This window comes from Enterococcus avium ATCC 14025 (assembly GCF_000406965.1).
GTDB classification, from domain to species: Bacteria; Bacillota; Bacilli; order Lactobacillales; family Enterococcaceae; genus Enterococcus_A; species Enterococcus_A avium.
The window spans coordinates 293,305-309,209 of the sequence record NZ_KE136357.1; the positions used below are offsets into that span (position 1 = coordinate 293,305).

The window sequence follows — 15,905 nt, forward strand, 5'->3', positions numbered from 1 at the left end:
GGCTGGTATAATAGATAAGTTAACGCTTACGAAAATATTGGGATAATTTTCACGGTTTTCCCGATCAGATATCAGTCTTTCGCCCCATGTAAAACGGTAAAAAAAGAGGCATACTATTCCTATAAGTTAATTGTCGTGCAAATTGATGGATAATGAAGTATATATAAAGAGATTAAGGAGGGATCAGAGATGGATCAATTAATAGCTATTGCGTTCATCGCATTATTGGTTTTCTTTGTCGTAAAGGTGGGGTCAATCTTGTGGCGTATCGCTGGCGTATTGTTTTTACTATTTATCATTTACATGTATAAAGACCAAGTCATCACGCAAGTTCAGAATTTTATTGCTGACCCCAATTTTGGTGGATTATGGCAGAGTGTTTCAAGTTTCTTCGGAGATTTGTTTGATAAAGTCGCAGGATTTGTAAGTACAGTAATTGAATAGACTGAAAGAAGTTCTCAAGGTGAGGGCTTCTTTTTATTTTGGATTTAAATTTTTTAAAGATCGGATGGATCGAATCGAAAAAAATATTTGAAATTTTAAATCAGCTAAACAAGCTAGAACGAGTCTCTGCTTCCTAATGAAAGTAGAGACTCGTTCTAGCTTATTTTCTATCCACGTGAATTAAATACTTTTGACATCTTCGATAACTTGCTAAAACATTTTCGGGTACCTCGACATGAGGAATAAAATTCGTACCATTCGGACCGTAACCATGCTCATCATCATTTAATCGACGAATCTCACCAATGACTAGAGATAAGAAATAATCTGGCTTCCACCATGTGTCCATTAGCGGATTTTCGAAATGGGGGTAAGTATCAAAGTCTATCAGTTTTGGTTGCTCAAAGAAAAGCGGTTGAATCGCAGACAATTGTAGCTCCCATTCCTTACAAAAGGTAACATGGCTGCGCTTTTGTACCATAGGGTCTTGTACTAGCCAAAAGCTTTTCGGAGCATTCTGTTTAAATAGGTCACGAGAAAAGCGAGCATTTTCACCAGTATTTGTTGATTTCTTTTCTAATAGCAGCTCTAAATCACGTGAACAATAATGTAAGAAAATTTCTTGAGTGATCTCTGCTTCAGACAGATGTCGCCATTCTGGACGAACAAATTCTGGATACATTTTTTTGCAATTTTCAATCAAGGGTGCGGTACCGTGACCGATCCCGCCTACAAAAACGACACGTTGAATTGCAAGTTCCTCTTCACAAAACTTCGCAGCGGAAACAATCAAATGGGGCAAACTATTGCCGGCGATAATGAGAGTATCAGATTCAAAACGCGGATTATCTTGGATTGTTGTGAGAAAATTTACGAGTGTAGCAAAATCAGACATGGTGTCCTCCTTAATATTTCGTTGAATAATAGCTTATATAATAGTAGCAAAAAATTAGACAGAAAAAAACTGTTGGTGAATTTTACCAACAGCGAATAGCTAAAATAGATAGCGGATGAAAAAGAAAATACATAAAGCAAACAGGATGACGGATAAGGTCAACCATGATTTTTGCTTGATCCAAAGAAATTTTCCGTAACAAAATGACGCTGCAGCTCCTGTGACAAGACTGACTAGGTCCATTATTTCACGATCTTCGATAATACGGGCCATTAGTAAAATACTAAAAAGTATCATGCTAAATATCCCTGCCGTCGCTAGAGCTAAATCTGTACTCGTTTGTTTTCGATTTTTTTCCATCCGTTTCCCTCCAATCTATGGGGTTCATCTATCAAATTAATTTATTCGTTATTTTCGAGTTGAAATCATAGTTTATATAAGCTTTTTTAGGTCTAAATAAAGTGTAACTGAGGCGAAATGATGAGTATTGTTCTTTTTATTATAATTGAAGCCGATTACAATGTCACGTGTTTAAGAATTTACTATTTGATAAAAGAGCTGTTTTTTGATTTTATTGACGACGAATAAGTTTTTTGGTATCAAATACTGTATAGTAGTGTATACTTGATGGGTGAAATAGAACTAGATATATTAATGGAGAGTTATTAATGAATGGGGTGTGAACGCGTGACAACTTTTTATTTTGTAAGACATGGGAAAACTGAAAACAATGCGGAAGGACTTTTTAACGGGGGAACCGTTGATTCGCCCTTGATTCCGTCTGGAGTAGAAGCGACAAAGCGAATGGGGAAGCATTTAAAAACTGTTCAGTTTGATGTGGCGTTGTCCTCTCCGCAAAAACGTGCACAGACAACAGCGAAGCTTATTCTTGAGGAAAATCAAAATCCACCAGAGATGAAGATTATTGAGGATTTGCGAGAAATGCGTTTGGGAGATTGGGATGGCAAAAAGATTGATAAAATTACTGCTGCCTATCCTGAGGATTTGAAAAATTATCGCACCCGACCTGATTTGTTCGATGCGAAAAAATTTCATGCAGAATCTTATATTGATTTGATTGCGCGAAGTACAAGGGTAATCGAAGATGCAAAAAATGCGTTGCCTGATGGAAATGTTTTAGTAGTAAGTCATGGGATTTTATTGATGGCTTTACTAAATACGTTAAAAGGGGTACCTTTAGCAAAAATCCGCGAAAGTGGAATCGTAGATAACTCCAGCTTGACCATTCTAAATTATACGAATAACAACGTTCTTTTTGAGTTGTGGGGCCAATCATTTTAAATGAACAAATAATGAATAAGTAGCTTAGCAAAATCATTTCTAGCTTGCTATATACATTTTTTCAATATTTTGTTTATATGGAATATTTTCTGAGTAGAATTTGTTAATTGTTGATAGATGTGTTCGTTAAAAGTCTAAATGATAAAAACAGTTATTTGTGGCTTTTTTAATTGACATAAAATATGAGAAAATAACAGGGGTTTTTCAGGGATTTTCGAGATAAAACACTTAGTTTTTACTTATAAGTGATCACGTTAAGTATATTTTAGTAAAAAAATAGTTTGGACTCTCTCGTATTGAAGTATGAACATTAAAAATAACTTTTAAAAAACTCTTTAGCGTTCTATGCTAGAGTGTTTTTTTAATTTCAGTAGGAGTCATTCTTTTGTGGGTAAAAAAATGTTCTGTTAAACCTCGAGGAATTAAAAATATCAGAAAGAAAACCAAAAATCCCTTCGAAATTTTATTCGAAAGGATTCTCATTTAATTTTAATGTATAGAGTTTAATTAGTTAATAGGTCTTTTCGTTTTAGACGATAAGTCAACTCGATCATCGTTTCCTGGTCTTCCAACGGAACAGAAGCATCGGTCAAAAAGTACTCATAACTACGGAAGGTAAAGATGCCGTTTTCCTGCTTAATCGCTTCGATCAATTCTTTATAGGAATCTGTCAGATCGTCGTAGTCTCCCACATACAATGTACGAACGGCCTGATAGCTAGGTAATTCGTAGCTTTGAAATTTTTCAGTAGAGGGAATTTCCTTATTTATTGGAAAGCCGATTTCTACATCTAGCAGTTCGTCCTTCGGCTGTCCATCACTGTCGAGATTCAAATAGGAGATAAACGGTGTGCCTACCAGTTCGGCCCCATTTTTTTTGATGTATTCTAATAAATCTACAAAAGAAGTTCCGATGTAATTTGGCAAGTGCTCATGCGAAATGTGTGTAGACATCGAAACGATTGTTTTTGCTGGTTTGGTAATCTTCTCAATTTGCATTTTTATCCCCCGTTTCATAACACTTACGATGATTGTAACAAGGATTGAAATCGAATACAAATGGGAACTATCTATTTTACGCTTCAAAACCCAAAACTTGTCCGTGTTGATTTAAATAATTAAAGAAAATAGGGAACAGGTCTACATCCGCCTTTTCTAACCGTTCTTTAGAAGCAAGACGTTGCCAGGTTTTCTTTGAAATATCTTTTTCCAATCTTTTTTTCGCTTGTTGAAAGGTCGGTTTACGGTGATAGACCACTCGATTCAACAACTCTCCTTTAGCGTAGAGATAACAATAATAGACGCCATCTTCTTGTAGTATCCCAACAAACGTCTGATTTTGCATAATCTGGATCAGCTGCTTATTACGTCGCAAAAAGCGTTGTACAGTTAGATAATAATTCCACCATTGAGCAGAGGCTTCATAATCCTGTCGTTCACTCGCCGCTTGTACTCGCTGATCAATGCGGGTCAGTAAAGCAGTAGATTGACCTAAAAGAGTCTGTTTGATCTCCTGAATACGCAATTCAAATTCCGCCTCTGGTGTCATATCATCGTAGTTTTTAACGATTCCCGCTACGTATTTTAATGGGCCATCTAAACGATAGGTACTATTAATAATTTGCTTCAATTCTTGGATTTTGCTTTGTTTAAAAAAAGGACCGATGACTAAGCCATCTTCAGACCATTCACTTAAGACTTTCAGATACGGAGCTTTATCAATAAATTGAAAGTAGCCGTAACCTTCATAGTAATTCATCATTCGATTATAACGAGGGCGAATTTGATGAATTAAATGGCATTCTAATAAGAGAGCATCAAATTCTGTATCGACCGTTTTGTAATCAAAATCATCGATCCAACGAATCATTTCTAAAACTTTTCGTGAGTGCTGCCTATTTTGAATAAAGTAAGAATTGACTCGTTGTTTCAAATTTTTTGCTTTTCCCACATAGATAATATCTCCGTGCGTGTTTTTCATCTTATAAATTCCAGGTGATTTTGGTAAATTCTTAATTTTCTCTTTTAGCATCGTTTCACTCCGTTTGTTCGATTTGACAAAAAGACTTTTAATAAATCGTTTAAAAGACTATTCCAGAATCAATTTTTTAAGAAATTTGAAAATAATTGAAAAGTAGGCGTTTTTGGTCTATTCTCTGAAAAAATAATCTAAAATATCAAAAAATGCAGTTGTTAAACAATGACCATCCATTTCTATTGTGTTATAATTAATTACGTTAAGAAAGCAATGAGAGAGAGAAATGGAGAGATGTTAAATGTCAAATAAGGTTTTGACCAGACGTGAATTGCGTCAACAAAAGCGACAGAAGACCATCAATTACCGTAACATTAAAAAAGGTTCTGCTGTAGTAGGTACGGCACTAGTAGCGGTTTCAGTAGCGGCACCACTACTAAACACTAACGAAGTAGAAGCTGTTGAAGGAAAAACAACCGCCACCACGTCAAATGTTGATAAGAAGGCTTTCATTAATGAGATTTCAAATGAAATCAAACCGTTAGCCGAAAAACATGACCTGTATGCTTCAATTATGATCGCTCAAGCCATCGTTGAAAGTGATTGGGGACAAAATGAATTTGCGAAAGCCCCTTATTACAATCTCTTTGGTTTAGAAGGTCAATACAAAGGTCAATCTGCAATGTTGGATAAAACGAACCAAGAAACTGGTGCTACTGAAAAGAAAGAAATGAAGCACTACGGTTCTTATAAAGAAGCAATCCAAGATTATATTGAGATCATTAAGACAACTTCACGCGATGGCAACGAAAATTATTTCAGCGGCACATGGCGCAGTAACGCTAAAGATTATCAAACAGCTGCTGAAGCACTAAAGGGACGTTTTAATGACGATGAAAGTTATGTTCAAAAATTGGTTTCAGTGATTCAAGAAAATGATTTAACTAGCTATGACGCAACTGAACCAGTGACACCGCCAGTAGCACAGCCTGCTATGGAAACTCCGGCACAACCACAAGAGTATACAGTTCAAACTGGTGACACGATTAATTCTATCACGGATCAATTCGGAATTGGTGTTGATGAGTTTACTGAATGGAACAAGATTGATAATAACATCATTTATGAAGGACAAAGAGTGGTCGTTGGCAATGGAACAGCAAGTGAAGAAACAGCTCCGGTTGTTTCAACTACTCCTGTAGAAACAGCAACACCAGTCGAAAACACCACTCCAGTAGTTAATGAACCGATTATTGATAATACACCGGTACTAGAAAATACACAAGTACAAGAGGAAACAAATAAAGTACCAGAAGCATCAGTTGTAACACCAGATGCAGTACAGCCAACGCCAGAAACGCCAGTTCAAGAAGAACAAGCACCGGCTGAAGTACAAACACCAGAGCAACAACCTGAACAAACGCAACCTGAACAAGTACAGCCAGAACAAACAACACCTGAACAACAACCAGCACCAGAAACACCGGCAACTTCAGGTGAGCAGCAACAAACAGCTCCAGAACAAACAACTGATTCTCGGGGTCAGCAAATTGTTAATGAAGCGGAAAAATATATTGGCACACCTTACGTATGGGGTGGAAAAGATACTAGCGGCTTTGACTGCTCAGGTCTTACTCAATATGTTTATAAGCAAGTAACGGGGAAAGATATCGGTGTTTGGACTGTGGCACAAGAATCATCAGGCACAACAATTGATGTTAGCCAAGCACAACAAGGTGACCTATTATTCTGGGGTGACCAAGGATCAAGTTATCATGTGGCAATCTCAGCAGGAGGCGATCAGTACATTCATGCTCCTCAACCAGGTGAAAACGTGAAGTATGGTTCGACTCAATATTACGCACCAGATTTCGGAGTTCGCGTATACTAAAATTAACTTAAAAATAATATCCAAGCAGGCTTAATTCACATTAATCTGCTTGGATATTTTTTGATTGATTAATAGAAATAATATCCGCTAAATTAAGTGACGACATTTTTGAAAATGATAGGAGAGTAACTTGCGAGAAAAACTATTGAAAACAGAGCGTCTTTACTTTTCGTTTTGGTCAGAAATCGACATAGCTTTAGCAGAACAATTATGGGAGAACAAAAAGGTAACGCATTTTATTGCTAAGAACGGCTGCCTTTCAAAAGATCAGGTGATTCAACGATTATCTTTAGAAATTCAGAGTCAAGAGGAGTTTGGTTTTCAGTATTGGCCGCTCTTTTTTAAGCAAAACGATAAGTTTGTTGGTTGTTGTGGGTTGCATCATTACGATTTAGAAAACCGAATTTCCGAACTTGGCTTTCATTTAGTTCCTGAAGCATGGGGAAAAGGCTTGGCTGCTGAAGCTGCTAGAGCAGTAATTTCTTATGCGGAGGCTCAAACAGATTTGAAGGCATTATTTGCGGGACATCATCCGGAGAATCATGCCTCTAAGAAGTTATTGCAAAAATTAGGGTTCGAATTTCAAAGGAAGGAATATTATGAACCAACTGGATTGGAGCATCCATCATATTTGTTGAAATTAACTTTGAAGGAATAGCTGATGAGATCTAGGAATCTTGTCAGCTTTTTTTTGCTTCCCCTTATTGAAAATGGTTCGAATGTAGTAAAAAAATGATTATGTTTTCTTTTGGGATATCCCTCGATCTGGAAATCTTTAAGTACGTGGCTAGTTTGGTCAAATAATTTATCAAAATGTTGGATCGACAATATTTGGCTGATGAAATAGAGTTAGAAGAACCGGAAGCATCGGTTGGCATAGAAAAAAATCTGTAAGTGTAAAGCATAATACTTTAGTTTGCTTCTAATTAAAATGGTTGGTCATTTAGTTGACTGACCTTTTTTTGATTTTCTATTGACTGGACTAAATAGGCGTGCTATAGTTTAATCAAGGATTAATCATGATTAAACCATGGTTAATGAATCGTCAGGAGGTATAAAAAATGGAACAATCAGATGCACAGAAAAAGATCTTAGATACTGTTGTTACAGCGATGCAGGAAAATCAAAATATTGAAAAATTGACGAACCGTCAAATCGCAGAAAGAGCTGGAGTGAATAGTGCATTAATCAATTACTATTTCAAGTCAAAGGAAAATCTTTTACTGGAAGCAGTCAATATCTGTATGGGGAATCTATTTGAAGATATTATCCAAAGAACTTCTACAGAAGCAGATCCGTTACGTCGACTGAAGGAAATGATCCAAGGAATCGTCAGCTTAGGCTACCAACATTATCCCTTAGTCAAAATTTCTATTCTGAATGAAATGAATGATGGCGGAATTGGCACAAACAAAATGATTCAGCCAATTTTGAAGGAGATTTTTCAAGCAGAAAAATCAGAATACGAGCTTAAACTTATTGCGGCTCAGCTGCTACTGCCATTGCAGGTGATATTTTTAAACGCAGACAGCTATCAAAACTATTTGCAGAAGGATTTAAAATCAGTCGAAGAAGAGCAGGAAATGTTGGTGGAGACGATTTTCAAAAATTTATCACTAGTCCAGTAATTTGAGAAAGGGTGTAACAAAATGAAGAAGGTTGCAGTTGTTTATAGTTCCAAATCAGGTACGACAAAAATTTGTGCAGAGTACATCGCTGCACAGATCGTTGGTAGTCAGTTAATCAATTTAAACGAGGTAATACCGGATATTTCAGCATATGATGCGGTGCTAATCGGGTCAGGCATTCGCATGGCGAAAATGTATAAACCGGTCAAGAAATTTCTAGCAAAGAATTCACAGCTATTAAATTCTAAAAAAACGATTCTGTTCCTCAGCAACTTTTATCCGGAAACGATCGATAAAACACTTGAAAAGAATCTCCCTAAAAATCTCGTAGATCAACTAGATGTAGTAGAGTGCGGAGGGTTGGCACCGTTCACTAAAGTAACAGATTGTGCGTGGCTAAAATCTGAGGAGATCGATGCGTCACTGGCAAAGCATGGATTGATTTAAAAATGAAAGGGTGAATTAAGATGTTTTATCGAGCAGAATATAAACTGGTCGCCAAAGAACGTTTGCAGGGTAGTTGGAAATATATGGCTGGAATCTATGGGATCATCTTTGGATTGATTCTATTTTATGGACTATTCAGTCATGTTCCGATTTTAGGGATCAGTCTCAGTGTAGTTTGCGGAAGTTGTTTATTATTTAGCAGTATCCGGATGAATCGAAAACTGCACCATGATGAGAAAGTGCAGCTTGCTGATTTACTCAGTGGATTTAGTCATTGTTTTAAATGTGTCGGGTTGTCTTTATGGATTGGAATTTGGGTCACTTTATGGTCTTGCTTATTGGTTATTCCTGGGATCGTTAAATTATACAGCTATAGCATGGCCGTCTATTTTTTAGAAGAAAATCCGAGGATCAGCATTCGAGAAGCATTAAATAGAAGTAAAAAACTCACCAATGGAAGAAAGTCTCATCTATTCGTTTTACAGTTGTCTTGGTTAGGTTGGATCACACTGTCGATTTTGACCTTTGGTCTCTCTTTACTGTGGTTGATGCCATACATGGGTGTGACAGAGTACGCGGCGTTTGCAGATATGCAGAGTCAAGAATCTCATGTTTTTGAAGGATAGTTTCTCTGCTTTCCAAAAGAATAGTCACTAATTAATTCCATAAATAGAATATTCGCTGACCGAGAAAAGTCAATCCTATATGTCGATTTTTCAGCATATTTGTGAATGGTTGGGAGCCTTTCACAAGGTCGATAATGATAAAACACTAGTGAGCTTCTCATCGATTGGAAGAAGTTCGCTAGCGTTTTAGTTTGTCATAAAGCGACAGAGTAAATTTTGATTTTTGGGTCTTTCAACCATAAGGGATAATTCAAAAGCCTATTGAGTCGATTCGATAGCAGAAAATGAATTTATTTTTCTGATCTAGTCTTTATCGCAAATTATCTTTTTTGTTCAGCCTTATTCACTTATTTTACAAAATTACTCGAAACATTTTCTCGTGCTCGTTTAATTCAACAAAGGAAATTTTGCCCCCGTGCTTCTCAACGATCTTCTTGCTGATTGCTAGACCTAAGCCACTGCCATTTTTTGTGGTGCGAGAACTGTCTCCGCTGACAAAGGGTTCAAATAAATGTTCTTGTAATTCTTTTGGAATGGGATTGCCATTATCCTTAATCTCTAAAATCACTTGATGATTTAATGGATAGAGTCGAATTTGAACAGTCGTATTCGCTGAATTATGCTGGATACTATTACCAATCAGGTTGTCAAATACACGACGTAGTTCAATTGGATCGCCAAAGATTTCCAATGGATCATCTGTCAGATCAATAATCATGTCAATCTGATTTTTTTCAGCTAAATCTAGATGTTCCAATAATACTTCGCGAAGTAGCTCAGATAGATCAATTTTTTGTTGCTGAAGGTGATAGTCAGGACTTTCGAGTTTTGAGAAAACCAATAAGCGATTAACAAGTTCATTCATGTGATTTGTCTTCGTAATAATCGTTTCCATTGTTTGATTCAATTTATCTTCGCTAACTAATCCATCTGCTACAGCTTTAGCAGAACCATGAATAGTGGTGATGGGGGTTCGCAAGTCATGAGCCATGTTCGCAAATAGCAGTTGCCGTTCTTTTTCATAGAGGACTCGTTGTTGTTCAGCTTCTTCCAATTGCCTTGCCATATGATTGAAGGAATCTTCAATTTCCACGTACTCATATTCTGCGTTCATATGAATCTTTTTTGAGTAATCGCCATTTTTTATTGTACGTAATCCATTAATTAGAACAGTGTTCGGAGCGATGAGATGCTCTTTGACTGATTTAGAGTAGCGTTTCAAACAGAAGATGAAAATTAATAATAATGGAATAAGTAGAAGTACAATATTTTTTAAATTAGCTGATGCGGTTGCTGAGTAAAGTCGATTAAAGACCAACATAAAGTTTCCACGAATCGTTTTTTGTGGCATCTTAGTTATACAAACGTACTCATGACCGTCTACTCCTTTGAAGGGAGCAAAGGTAGCCATATATTTTGTTTGTTGATCGTTAAACTTAAATGAAATAATACCAATTTGATAGAGCTTTTGATTGATTATGGATTGTAGCGCGTCCATTTCTAATAATTCATTTTGTGAGTAGTGTATTTTTTTTTCTGCTACTTTTCCTTTGGTGTATATGACATTATTCTCTTCATCTAGGATTTCTAACCATCCATCCAGATCTTTTAAGGTAGAAATATCGATTTTTTTATAATCTGGACGGACGATAGTTTGAGCACATAAGTTCTTAATCATCTCATTGGTACTAGAAATAAAAAACTGAGCCATCGTACCAAATAATGAAACCAATACTAATAATAGAAGCGAAGTCGTAATATATTTTTTAGTCAAAAAACGTCCAAGTGTTTTAGGCTTCTTCTTCATGGCAGTATCTTATATCCCAATCCGCGGATTGTTTGGATATAGGATTCCTCCTCTCTGGTTCCCAATTTTTCTCTAAGACGGCTGATATAGACCATGATATTATTGTCATCAACGATATAAGTGTCTTCCCAGACAGCTTCATAAATCTGCTTTTTAGTGAAAACACGGCCAGGGGAGCTCATTAGTAACCGTAAGATTTTGAATTCAATCGAGGTTAATGCGATTTGTTCATTTCCTTTGAAAAGGAGGCATTGTTCAAGATCGAGAGTCAGATCATGTAGGTCGATTTTTTTCGGACTGTTTATCTCTTGGGCACCTAAAGAATAGAAGCGGCGAAGCTGAGCGCTGACGCGCGCTACCAATTCTAAAGGATCGAAAGGTTTCGTTACATAATCGTCTGCACCAATATCCAGTCCTAAGACTTTATCTGCACTCGCGTCTTTCGCAGTTAAGAAAATGATCGGTATATTTTTTTCTGCTCGAATTTTTTTGATCAATTGATAGCCATTCATTTTTGGCATCATGATATCTAAAATCGCCAGATCAATTTTTTCTTGCTGAATATGTGCCCATGCATCTTCCCCATCTGTTGCGGTAAAAACGGTGTAGCCGTCTTTTTCTAAATATAAAGTGACGAAATCAATGATTCCTTGCTCGTCATCTGCTACTAAAATTGAGAATCCCATTGAACAACACTCCTTTGCTCATCTATTATTCTCTATTATACCGTTCAAGAAGCTATTTTATATCTACTCTTTTAAAAAGCAGGGAGGTTGATATCAAAATACAAGCGATGATTAAGATGGAAGATAAAAGTGCAGGAATTAGATTTTCCGCTTCTCCACTAATCAAATGATTGCTGACCGACAACGCTGAATATTTCGCAAACTCAAATGCATTACTGTTAATTAAATAATTGACCGCAAACAAACTAACTAATGAAAGGATAAAGGCGATAAAAGGAGATAGAAATAATCCCGCAAGTAAAGCAATTGCCATAAATAATGCTAGGTGTAAAAGGATAAACCCAATCATTGCTACTAAGTTAGGAAAATCAATCGTCGCAGAAGAGAAGCTCGCATTTCCGATAGAGGAATTGGCAACAAAGAGATAGTAACTACCAACCGCAGTGAGTGTAAACAGGACAAAAGCTCCAATTGCTGCAGTTGTAAGAGCAAAAAATTTCGCGATGATGATTGGACCTCGTTTACCAATTCGTACCAAGGTCATTTTGATTTGTCCGCTAGTAATCTCGCCAGAAAACTGAAAAGCTGTGACTAAAATCAGTAAAATCCCCCAAATTCCCAGCGTACTGAAAAATCCCCACATTGCTGTAACAAAGTCAAGACAAGCAAACGTTCCATCACTAGATATCCCTTCACCAGTAAACGTTAATCCGCCTGTCGAAATACCAAATGCCATGATTACGATCAAAATTGATGGGATCAACAGAATTAAACTATTTTTTCGTTTCAATGTTTTGATTATTTCCATTTTATAAATATTCCATATTTCCATGATGATTCCTCCTATTTCATTTGCTCAATTAATTGAGCCTGCTGGTTTTCAACGTGCGTGTTCTGATCAGAATAGCTGATAACTCCGTTGCTTAATACCAAAATATTGTCAGTCAAATCGCAAACCTCCTGCATTTGATGGCTGGAGAAAAGAATCGCTGTACCATGCTCTCGACAGAGTTTTTGTAACAATTCTTTAACTTCTTCCACACCAATTGGGTCCAAACCCACAAATGGTTCATCTAAAATCAATAGCTCTGGTTTTGTAATCAATGATAGGGCCAAAGCCAAACGTTGCTTCATACCGAAAGAAAAATTTTTGACCTTTTTCTTGGATGCGTTGCTCAGTTCCACAAACTCTAAACTTTCCATAATCATCTGTTTTCTTTTTTTTCGAGGAATCGAGTCAATTAATCGAATCGAAAGCATCAAATTATCATAAGCATTCAAGTCTTCATAAAATTGAACATCCACTAATGAACCAATTTTCATTTTCGTTTGTGTATCTGTTGTGTTTAAGTATTGTCCGTTAAAAGTCATCTCCCCTTGATAGTTTGCCGTTAATCCCAAGATACATTTCATCAAGGTTGTTTTTCCAGCACCATTTCGTCCCAACAAACCAGTAATTTTCCCTGGCAGCAGTTGCAAATTAATCCCTTTTAAGATCTCGTTTTGTCCATAGCTTTTCCGTAAATTATTAATTTCTAAAATGGTTGTTGTTACCATGATTCTTTCCTCCTCATTGTTTTTAAAATAGGTTGAGCATATATTACTCAATCAAAATATTTAAGCAAATCTTCTGTTCCTCATGACTACAGTATAGAGAGGAAAACTTGCATAGAACTGGACTTAACCTTAAAGTAACCTTACAAATAAAATAAAACGAAATAGTTGGAGCTTTAGAGATAATCAGTTAGTATTTATTAATTTTTATCATATTTTGGTATAATTAATTTGATATAATCGGATGATTTTTGGTGAATGAAAAAAGGGATATGGGGTGAAGAAGATGGCAAAGTCTTTCCAATATTTGAAGTCATTTCTTAATAATTGCGGTATACCAACGAAGAAGGCAGAGGCTGACGCAATTTTATATGAACTGATTGTTTCAATAAAAGTAGATCCCGCACCGAATTTCATTCAACATGAAAAGATAAAGGACGCTGTGGATTGGGAAATTTATGGTGAGGGTGTGTATAAGGGAAGAACTCATTTAACAAAAGAAGAAATAAAAAAGCTGCTAACAAAGGAGTTGTGTTTAGTAGAAGAGAATGTGCTTGTAATTGATGTGACAAATACTATTGTAAACGCAAAAAGTAAATAGAAAGAGGAAAATCTGCAGGCAGATCTCCTCTTTTTAACTGCTTGTATTATTGAAAAAAAAGCCACGAGCCAATGGCGATAAAAGATAATGCAATGAGATAGACGAGGACACTGGTACAAAGGATGATTAATTTACCATTTTCATTAAGAATATTGACTTTGAAAACAGGTAAAAATAAATCATATTTGTGAAAAAGGAAGACGCGACCGGCAACAATCCCAGCAACAATTCCGAATAATAGCAGAAAAAGCGAAAGGCTGATGGTGGACGTAACCTTCAGAAAAATGGAAGACGTTAACATGACAGCATAGACATATTTTTCCAAATTGATCACCTGATTCCTTTAATTATTTAGTTTCTCCCTTTATTATACGAAAATGAAATGTGAAACTGCTGCGGATTCTGTATATTTTACTGTCGTTTTTTTTACTCATCATAAAAAAAACGGGAAAAAGAAACAGCAATAAGTGTAATCAGCTTGAAAGACATCAAGTAAAAACCGAACGAGCATAAGCTTCTTTAATGAAGTGACCCCCAAATGTTAGACTTTTTTCGGAGTAGAGAAATCTACTCCGTTTTTTGTTTCTTAAGCTAAGCGATTATGCCGCTTTCTGTGCTGTTTCTCGAAACTGAACAGGGCTTTTCCAGTTCAATTTCTGTTTCATCCGGTGATTGTTGTAGTAATAGATAAAATCATCAATCGCCGTTTTTAGTTCATCAAAACTGTGATAGGTTTCTCCATGAAAAATTTCTTGTTTTAGAAGACTGAAGAAATTCTCCATGATGGAATTATCTAAACAATTTCCTTTTCGAGACATACTTTGAAAAATTTTCTGTTTCTTTAGTTTTCGACGGTAGGCTTTCATCTGATAGGCCCAGCCTTGATCCGAGTGGAAAGTGCGACGATACGGGCAATCATTCGTGATCGCTATGGCTTCTTCTAAGCCTTCCATGATTGCCAAGGCATTTGGCTTTTCCGAGATGCGGTACGAAAGAATCTCGCTATTATACATATCCATAAACGGGTCCAGATATAACTTTCTCTGACGGATCACGCCTTTGATATCCACTTCAAGATATTTGAACTCTGTTGTATCTGTCGTAATTTTTTGGTGACAAATAGTCGTATAAAAGTGACGACGAATCCGGTGTTTCGCCACTTTCCCGACTTTTCCTCGGTAAGAACTGTAGCGCCGTGATTTCCGCGTGTATGAACGCACTTCGATTCCTAGTTTTCGAATCAAACGTTGGACTTTCTTTTTATTAACATGGAATCCACGATTCTTTAGTTCGTTCGTCATTCGTAAACAGCCATAATTTTTATGTTCTTTACGAATACGAAGCATTTCGGCTTCAATTTCTTGATCAGGGTTTTCTCTGTCAAATCGTTTTTGCCAGTACATAAACGTTGCTTTAGGAAAGTCCAAGGTCTCAAGAAGCTCAACTAATTTGAAGGATCCTCGGAGGCTGTGGATGATTCGTGCGATTGATTCGTTCGTCTTTGTTGGGCTTCCTGATTTCGCAGCTTCCTCAGTTCTTTTAAAAAGGCATTTTCTATCTGAAGTGAACGGACTTGTTTTTCTAATTCTTTAATACGGTCGCGTTCTTCCGATGTTACTTTAACAAAATCTTTCTTTGGCTTTTCTTTTTTCTTAGGCACGGTAGGTGGACGTCCTTTCGGTTTTGAGAGTCCCTTGATACCATCATCTCGAAAACTCCGCATCCAACTGGCAATCAGAGCATGATTCCTCATACCGAGTCTATTGGCAACTTCACGATAGGACAACTCACTCGTTTGATATAACTCTATCGCATCCATCTTGAATTGAACAGAGTAAGTATTATCATAATGTTTTCGAAAGAGTCCTTCCTCACCAAATTGTTGATAGGAATTAATCCAGCTTCTTACTTGATCCGCGTTCTTAACTCCATACTTTTTCGCTAGATAGCGATAGCCACCTTTTCCATCCAAATAATCTTGAACAACTTTCAGCTTGATTTCAAAGCCATATTCAGTCATAAAAATACCGACCTCCAAAAAGTTAGATTT

18 protein-coding genes are annotated in these 15,905 nt (G+C 36.6%); 8 read left to right on the forward strand and 10 right to left on the reverse strand.

Translation table 11 applies throughout. From position 1 onward, the window contains the following. Positions 1 to 189 precede the first annotated feature (189 nt). On the forward strand, positions 190 to 444 hold the full coding sequence (locus tag OMU_RS01375) for a hypothetical protein (protein WP_016178185.1): 255 nt from the start codon (positions 190 to 192) through the stop codon (positions 442 to 444). 160 nt (positions 445 to 604) lie between these two features. On the opposite strand, the gene OMU_RS01380 is transcribed toward OMU_RS01375, so the two are convergent. Together OMU_RS01380 and OMU_RS01385 are read right to left on the reverse strand one after the other, a co-directional pair. Then, complete coding sequence (locus OMU_RS01380; protein WP_016178186.1) at positions 605 to 1,339, reverse strand: YdcF family protein; 735 nt, start codon at positions 1,337 to 1,339, stop codon at positions 605 to 607. A gap of 99 nt (positions 1,340 to 1,438) precedes the next feature. Further along, the gene (locus OMU_RS01385; protein ID WP_016178187.1) at positions 1,439 to 1,699 is read right to left on the reverse strand and encodes a DUF6442 family protein; all 261 of its coding nucleotides are present in this window, start codon (positions 1,697 to 1,699) and stop codon (positions 1,439 to 1,441) included. Positions 1,700 to 2,026: 327 nt separating this feature from the next. On the opposite strand from OMU_RS01385, the gene OMU_RS01390 reads away from it, so the two are divergent. After that, entirely contained in the window at positions 2,027 to 2,641 is a 615-nt protein-coding gene (locus OMU_RS01390) for a histidine phosphatase family protein (protein ID WP_227131908.1), read from the forward strand. A 503-nt stretch (positions 2,642 to 3,144) separates the two neighbouring features. Here OMU_RS01390 and OMU_RS01395 read toward each other — a convergent pair. Both OMU_RS01395 and OMU_RS01400 read right to left on the reverse strand, forming a co-directional pair. Then, positions 3,145 to 3,639 carry a GyrI-like domain-containing protein gene (locus OMU_RS01395; RefSeq protein ID WP_016178190.1) on the reverse strand — a complete coding sequence of 165 codons (495 nt, stop codon included), beginning with the start codon at positions 3,637 to 3,639 and terminating at the stop codon, positions 3,145 to 3,147. 76 nt (positions 3,640 to 3,715) lie between these two features. Beyond that, positions 3,716 to 4,672 (reverse strand): GIY-YIG nuclease family protein, encoded by a 957-nt coding sequence (locus tag OMU_RS01400; protein ID WP_016178191.1) that lies wholly within the window; start codon positions 4,670 to 4,672, stop codon positions 3,716 to 3,718. 244 nt (positions 4,673 to 4,916) lie between these two features. On the opposite strand from OMU_RS01400, the gene OMU_RS01405 reads away from it, so the two are divergent. The 5 genes from OMU_RS01405 to OMU_RS01425 all read left to right on the forward strand — a co-directional run bounded on the left by OMU_RS01405 (position 4,917) and on the right by OMU_RS01425 (position 9,207). Next, entirely contained in the window at positions 4,917 to 6,506 is a 1,590-nt protein-coding gene (locus OMU_RS01405; protein WP_016178192.1) for a glucosaminidase domain-containing protein, read from the forward strand. Positions 6,507 to 6,636: 130 nt separating this feature from the next. Continuing rightward, complete coding sequence (locus tag OMU_RS01410; RefSeq protein ID WP_016178193.1) at positions 6,637 to 7,164, forward strand: GNAT family N-acetyltransferase; 528 nt, start codon at positions 6,637 to 6,639, stop codon at positions 7,162 to 7,164. Positions 7,165 to 7,567: 403 nt separating this feature from the next. Further along, on the forward strand, positions 7,568 to 8,134 hold the full coding sequence (locus OMU_RS01415; protein WP_016178194.1) for a TetR/AcrR family transcriptional regulator: 567 nt from the start codon (positions 7,568 to 7,570) through the stop codon (positions 8,132 to 8,134). A gap of 21 nt (positions 8,135 to 8,155) precedes the next feature. Next, a complete protein-coding gene (locus OMU_RS01420; protein ID WP_016178195.1) occupies positions 8,156 to 8,581 on the forward strand; it encodes a flavodoxin domain-containing protein in 426 nt (141 codons plus the stop codon). A 20-nt stretch (positions 8,582 to 8,601) separates the two neighbouring features. After that, positions 8,602 to 9,207, forward strand: coding sequence for a DUF975 family protein (locus OMU_RS01425; RefSeq protein WP_016178196.1), 606 nt, complete (start codon positions 8,602 to 8,604; stop codon positions 9,205 to 9,207). A gap of 352 nt (positions 9,208 to 9,559) precedes the next feature. Here OMU_RS01425 and OMU_RS01430 read toward each other — a convergent pair whose 3' ends face one another. Genes OMU_RS01430 through OMU_RS01445 form a run of 4 tightly spaced genes read right to left on the reverse strand, consistent with a single transcriptional unit; the run spans position 9,560 to position 13,257 of the window. Continuing rightward, a complete protein-coding gene (locus OMU_RS01430) occupies positions 9,560 to 11,014 on the reverse strand; it encodes a sensor histidine kinase (RefSeq protein WP_016178197.1) in 1,455 nt (484 codons plus the stop codon). After that, positions 11,011 to 11,700, reverse strand: a complete 690-nt coding sequence (locus OMU_RS01435) for a response regulator transcription factor (RefSeq protein WP_016178198.1) — start codon at positions 11,698 to 11,700, stop codon at positions 11,011 to 11,013. Before OMU_RS01435 ends, OMU_RS01430 begins: the two co-directional genes overlap by 4 nt. 52 nt (positions 11,701 to 11,752) lie before the next feature. Beyond that, positions 11,753 to 12,532: an ABC transporter permease gene (locus OMU_RS01440; RefSeq protein WP_016178199.1), complete on the reverse strand. Its 780-nt coding sequence runs from the start codon at positions 12,530 to 12,532 to the stop codon at positions 11,753 to 11,755. 11 nt (positions 12,533 to 12,543) lie between these two features. Then, complete coding sequence (locus tag OMU_RS01445) at positions 12,544 to 13,257, reverse strand: ABC transporter ATP-binding protein (RefSeq protein ID WP_016178200.1); 714 nt, start codon at positions 13,255 to 13,257, stop codon at positions 12,544 to 12,546. A gap of 283 nt (positions 13,258 to 13,540) precedes the next feature. Here OMU_RS01445 and OMU_RS01450 point away from each other — a divergent pair, with 283 nt between their 5' ends. Continuing rightward, the gene (locus OMU_RS01450) at positions 13,541 to 13,855 is read left to right on the forward strand and encodes a hypothetical protein (RefSeq protein ID WP_016252558.1); all 315 of its coding nucleotides are present in this window, start codon (positions 13,541 to 13,543) and stop codon (positions 13,853 to 13,855) included. A gap of 46 nt (positions 13,856 to 13,901) precedes the next feature. On the opposite strand, the gene OMU_RS01455 is transcribed toward OMU_RS01450, so the two are convergent. Then, the gene (locus OMU_RS01455) at positions 13,902 to 14,189 is read right to left on the reverse strand and encodes a hypothetical protein (RefSeq protein ID WP_016178202.1); all 288 of its coding nucleotides are present in this window, start codon (positions 14,187 to 14,189) and stop codon (positions 13,902 to 13,904) included. Between the two features lie 265 nt (positions 14,190 to 14,454). Next, positions 14,455 to 15,875, reverse strand: a protein-coding gene (locus OMU_RS22755) for an IS3 family transposase (RefSeq protein WP_248620879.1) whose coding sequence is annotated in 2 segments (ribosomal slippage) — positions 14,455 to 15,398 and positions 15,398 to 15,875 — 1,422 coding nt in all. Because the reading frame shifts where the segments join, the coding sequence is not laid out codon by codon here. Between the last annotated feature and the right edge of the window lie 30 nt (positions 15,876 to 15,905).

Bases quoted from the DNA above. Each gene is read 5' to 3' on its own strand.
- OMU_RS01375 (WP_016178185.1), top strand. From the start codon at position 190: ATGGATCAATTAATAGCTATTGCGTTCATCGCATTATTGGTTTTCTTT.
- OMU_RS01380 (WP_016178186.1), bottom strand. From the start codon at position 1,339: ATGTCTGATTTTGCTACACTCGTAAATTTTCTCACAACAATCCAAGAT.
- OMU_RS01385 (WP_016178187.1), bottom strand. From the start codon at position 1,699: ATGGAAAAAAATCGAAAACAAACGAGTACAGATTTAGCTCTAGCGACG.
- OMU_RS01395 (WP_016178190.1), bottom strand. From the start codon at position 3,639: ATGCAAATTGAGAAGATTACCAAACCAGCAAAAACAATCGTTTCGATG.
- OMU_RS01400 (WP_016178191.1), bottom strand. From the start codon at position 4,672: ATGCTAAAAGAGAAAATTAAGAATTTACCAAAATCACCTGGAATTTAT.
- OMU_RS01405 (WP_016178192.1), top strand. From the start codon at position 4,917: ATGTCAAATAAGGTTTTGACCAGACGTGAATTGCGTCAACAAAAGCGA.
- OMU_RS01415 (WP_016178194.1), top strand. From the start codon at position 7,568: ATGGAACAATCAGATGCACAGAAAAAGATCTTAGATACTGTTGTTACA.
- OMU_RS01420 (WP_016178195.1), top strand. From the start codon at position 8,156: ATGAAGAAGGTTGCAGTTGTTTATAGTTCCAAATCAGGTACGACAAAA.
- OMU_RS01425 (WP_016178196.1), top strand. From the start codon at position 8,602: ATGTTTTATCGAGCAGAATATAAACTGGTCGCCAAAGAACGTTTGCAG.
- OMU_RS01430 (WP_016178197.1), bottom strand. From the start codon at position 11,014: ATGAAGAAGAAGCCTAAAACACTTGGACGTTTTTTGACTAAAAAATAT.
- OMU_RS01435 (WP_016178198.1), bottom strand. From the start codon at position 11,700: ATGGGATTCTCAATTTTAGTAGCAGATGACGAGCAAGGAATCATTGAT.
- OMU_RS01440 (WP_016178199.1), bottom strand. From the start codon at position 12,532: ATGGAAATATGGAATATTTATAAAATGGAAATAATCAAAACATTGAAA.
- OMU_RS01445 (WP_016178200.1), bottom strand. From the start codon at position 13,257: ATGGTAACAACAACCATTTTAGAAATTAATAATTTACGGAAAAGCTAT.
- OMU_RS01450 (WP_016252558.1), top strand. From the start codon at position 13,541: ATGGCAAAGTCTTTCCAATATTTGAAGTCATTTCTTAATAATTGCGGT.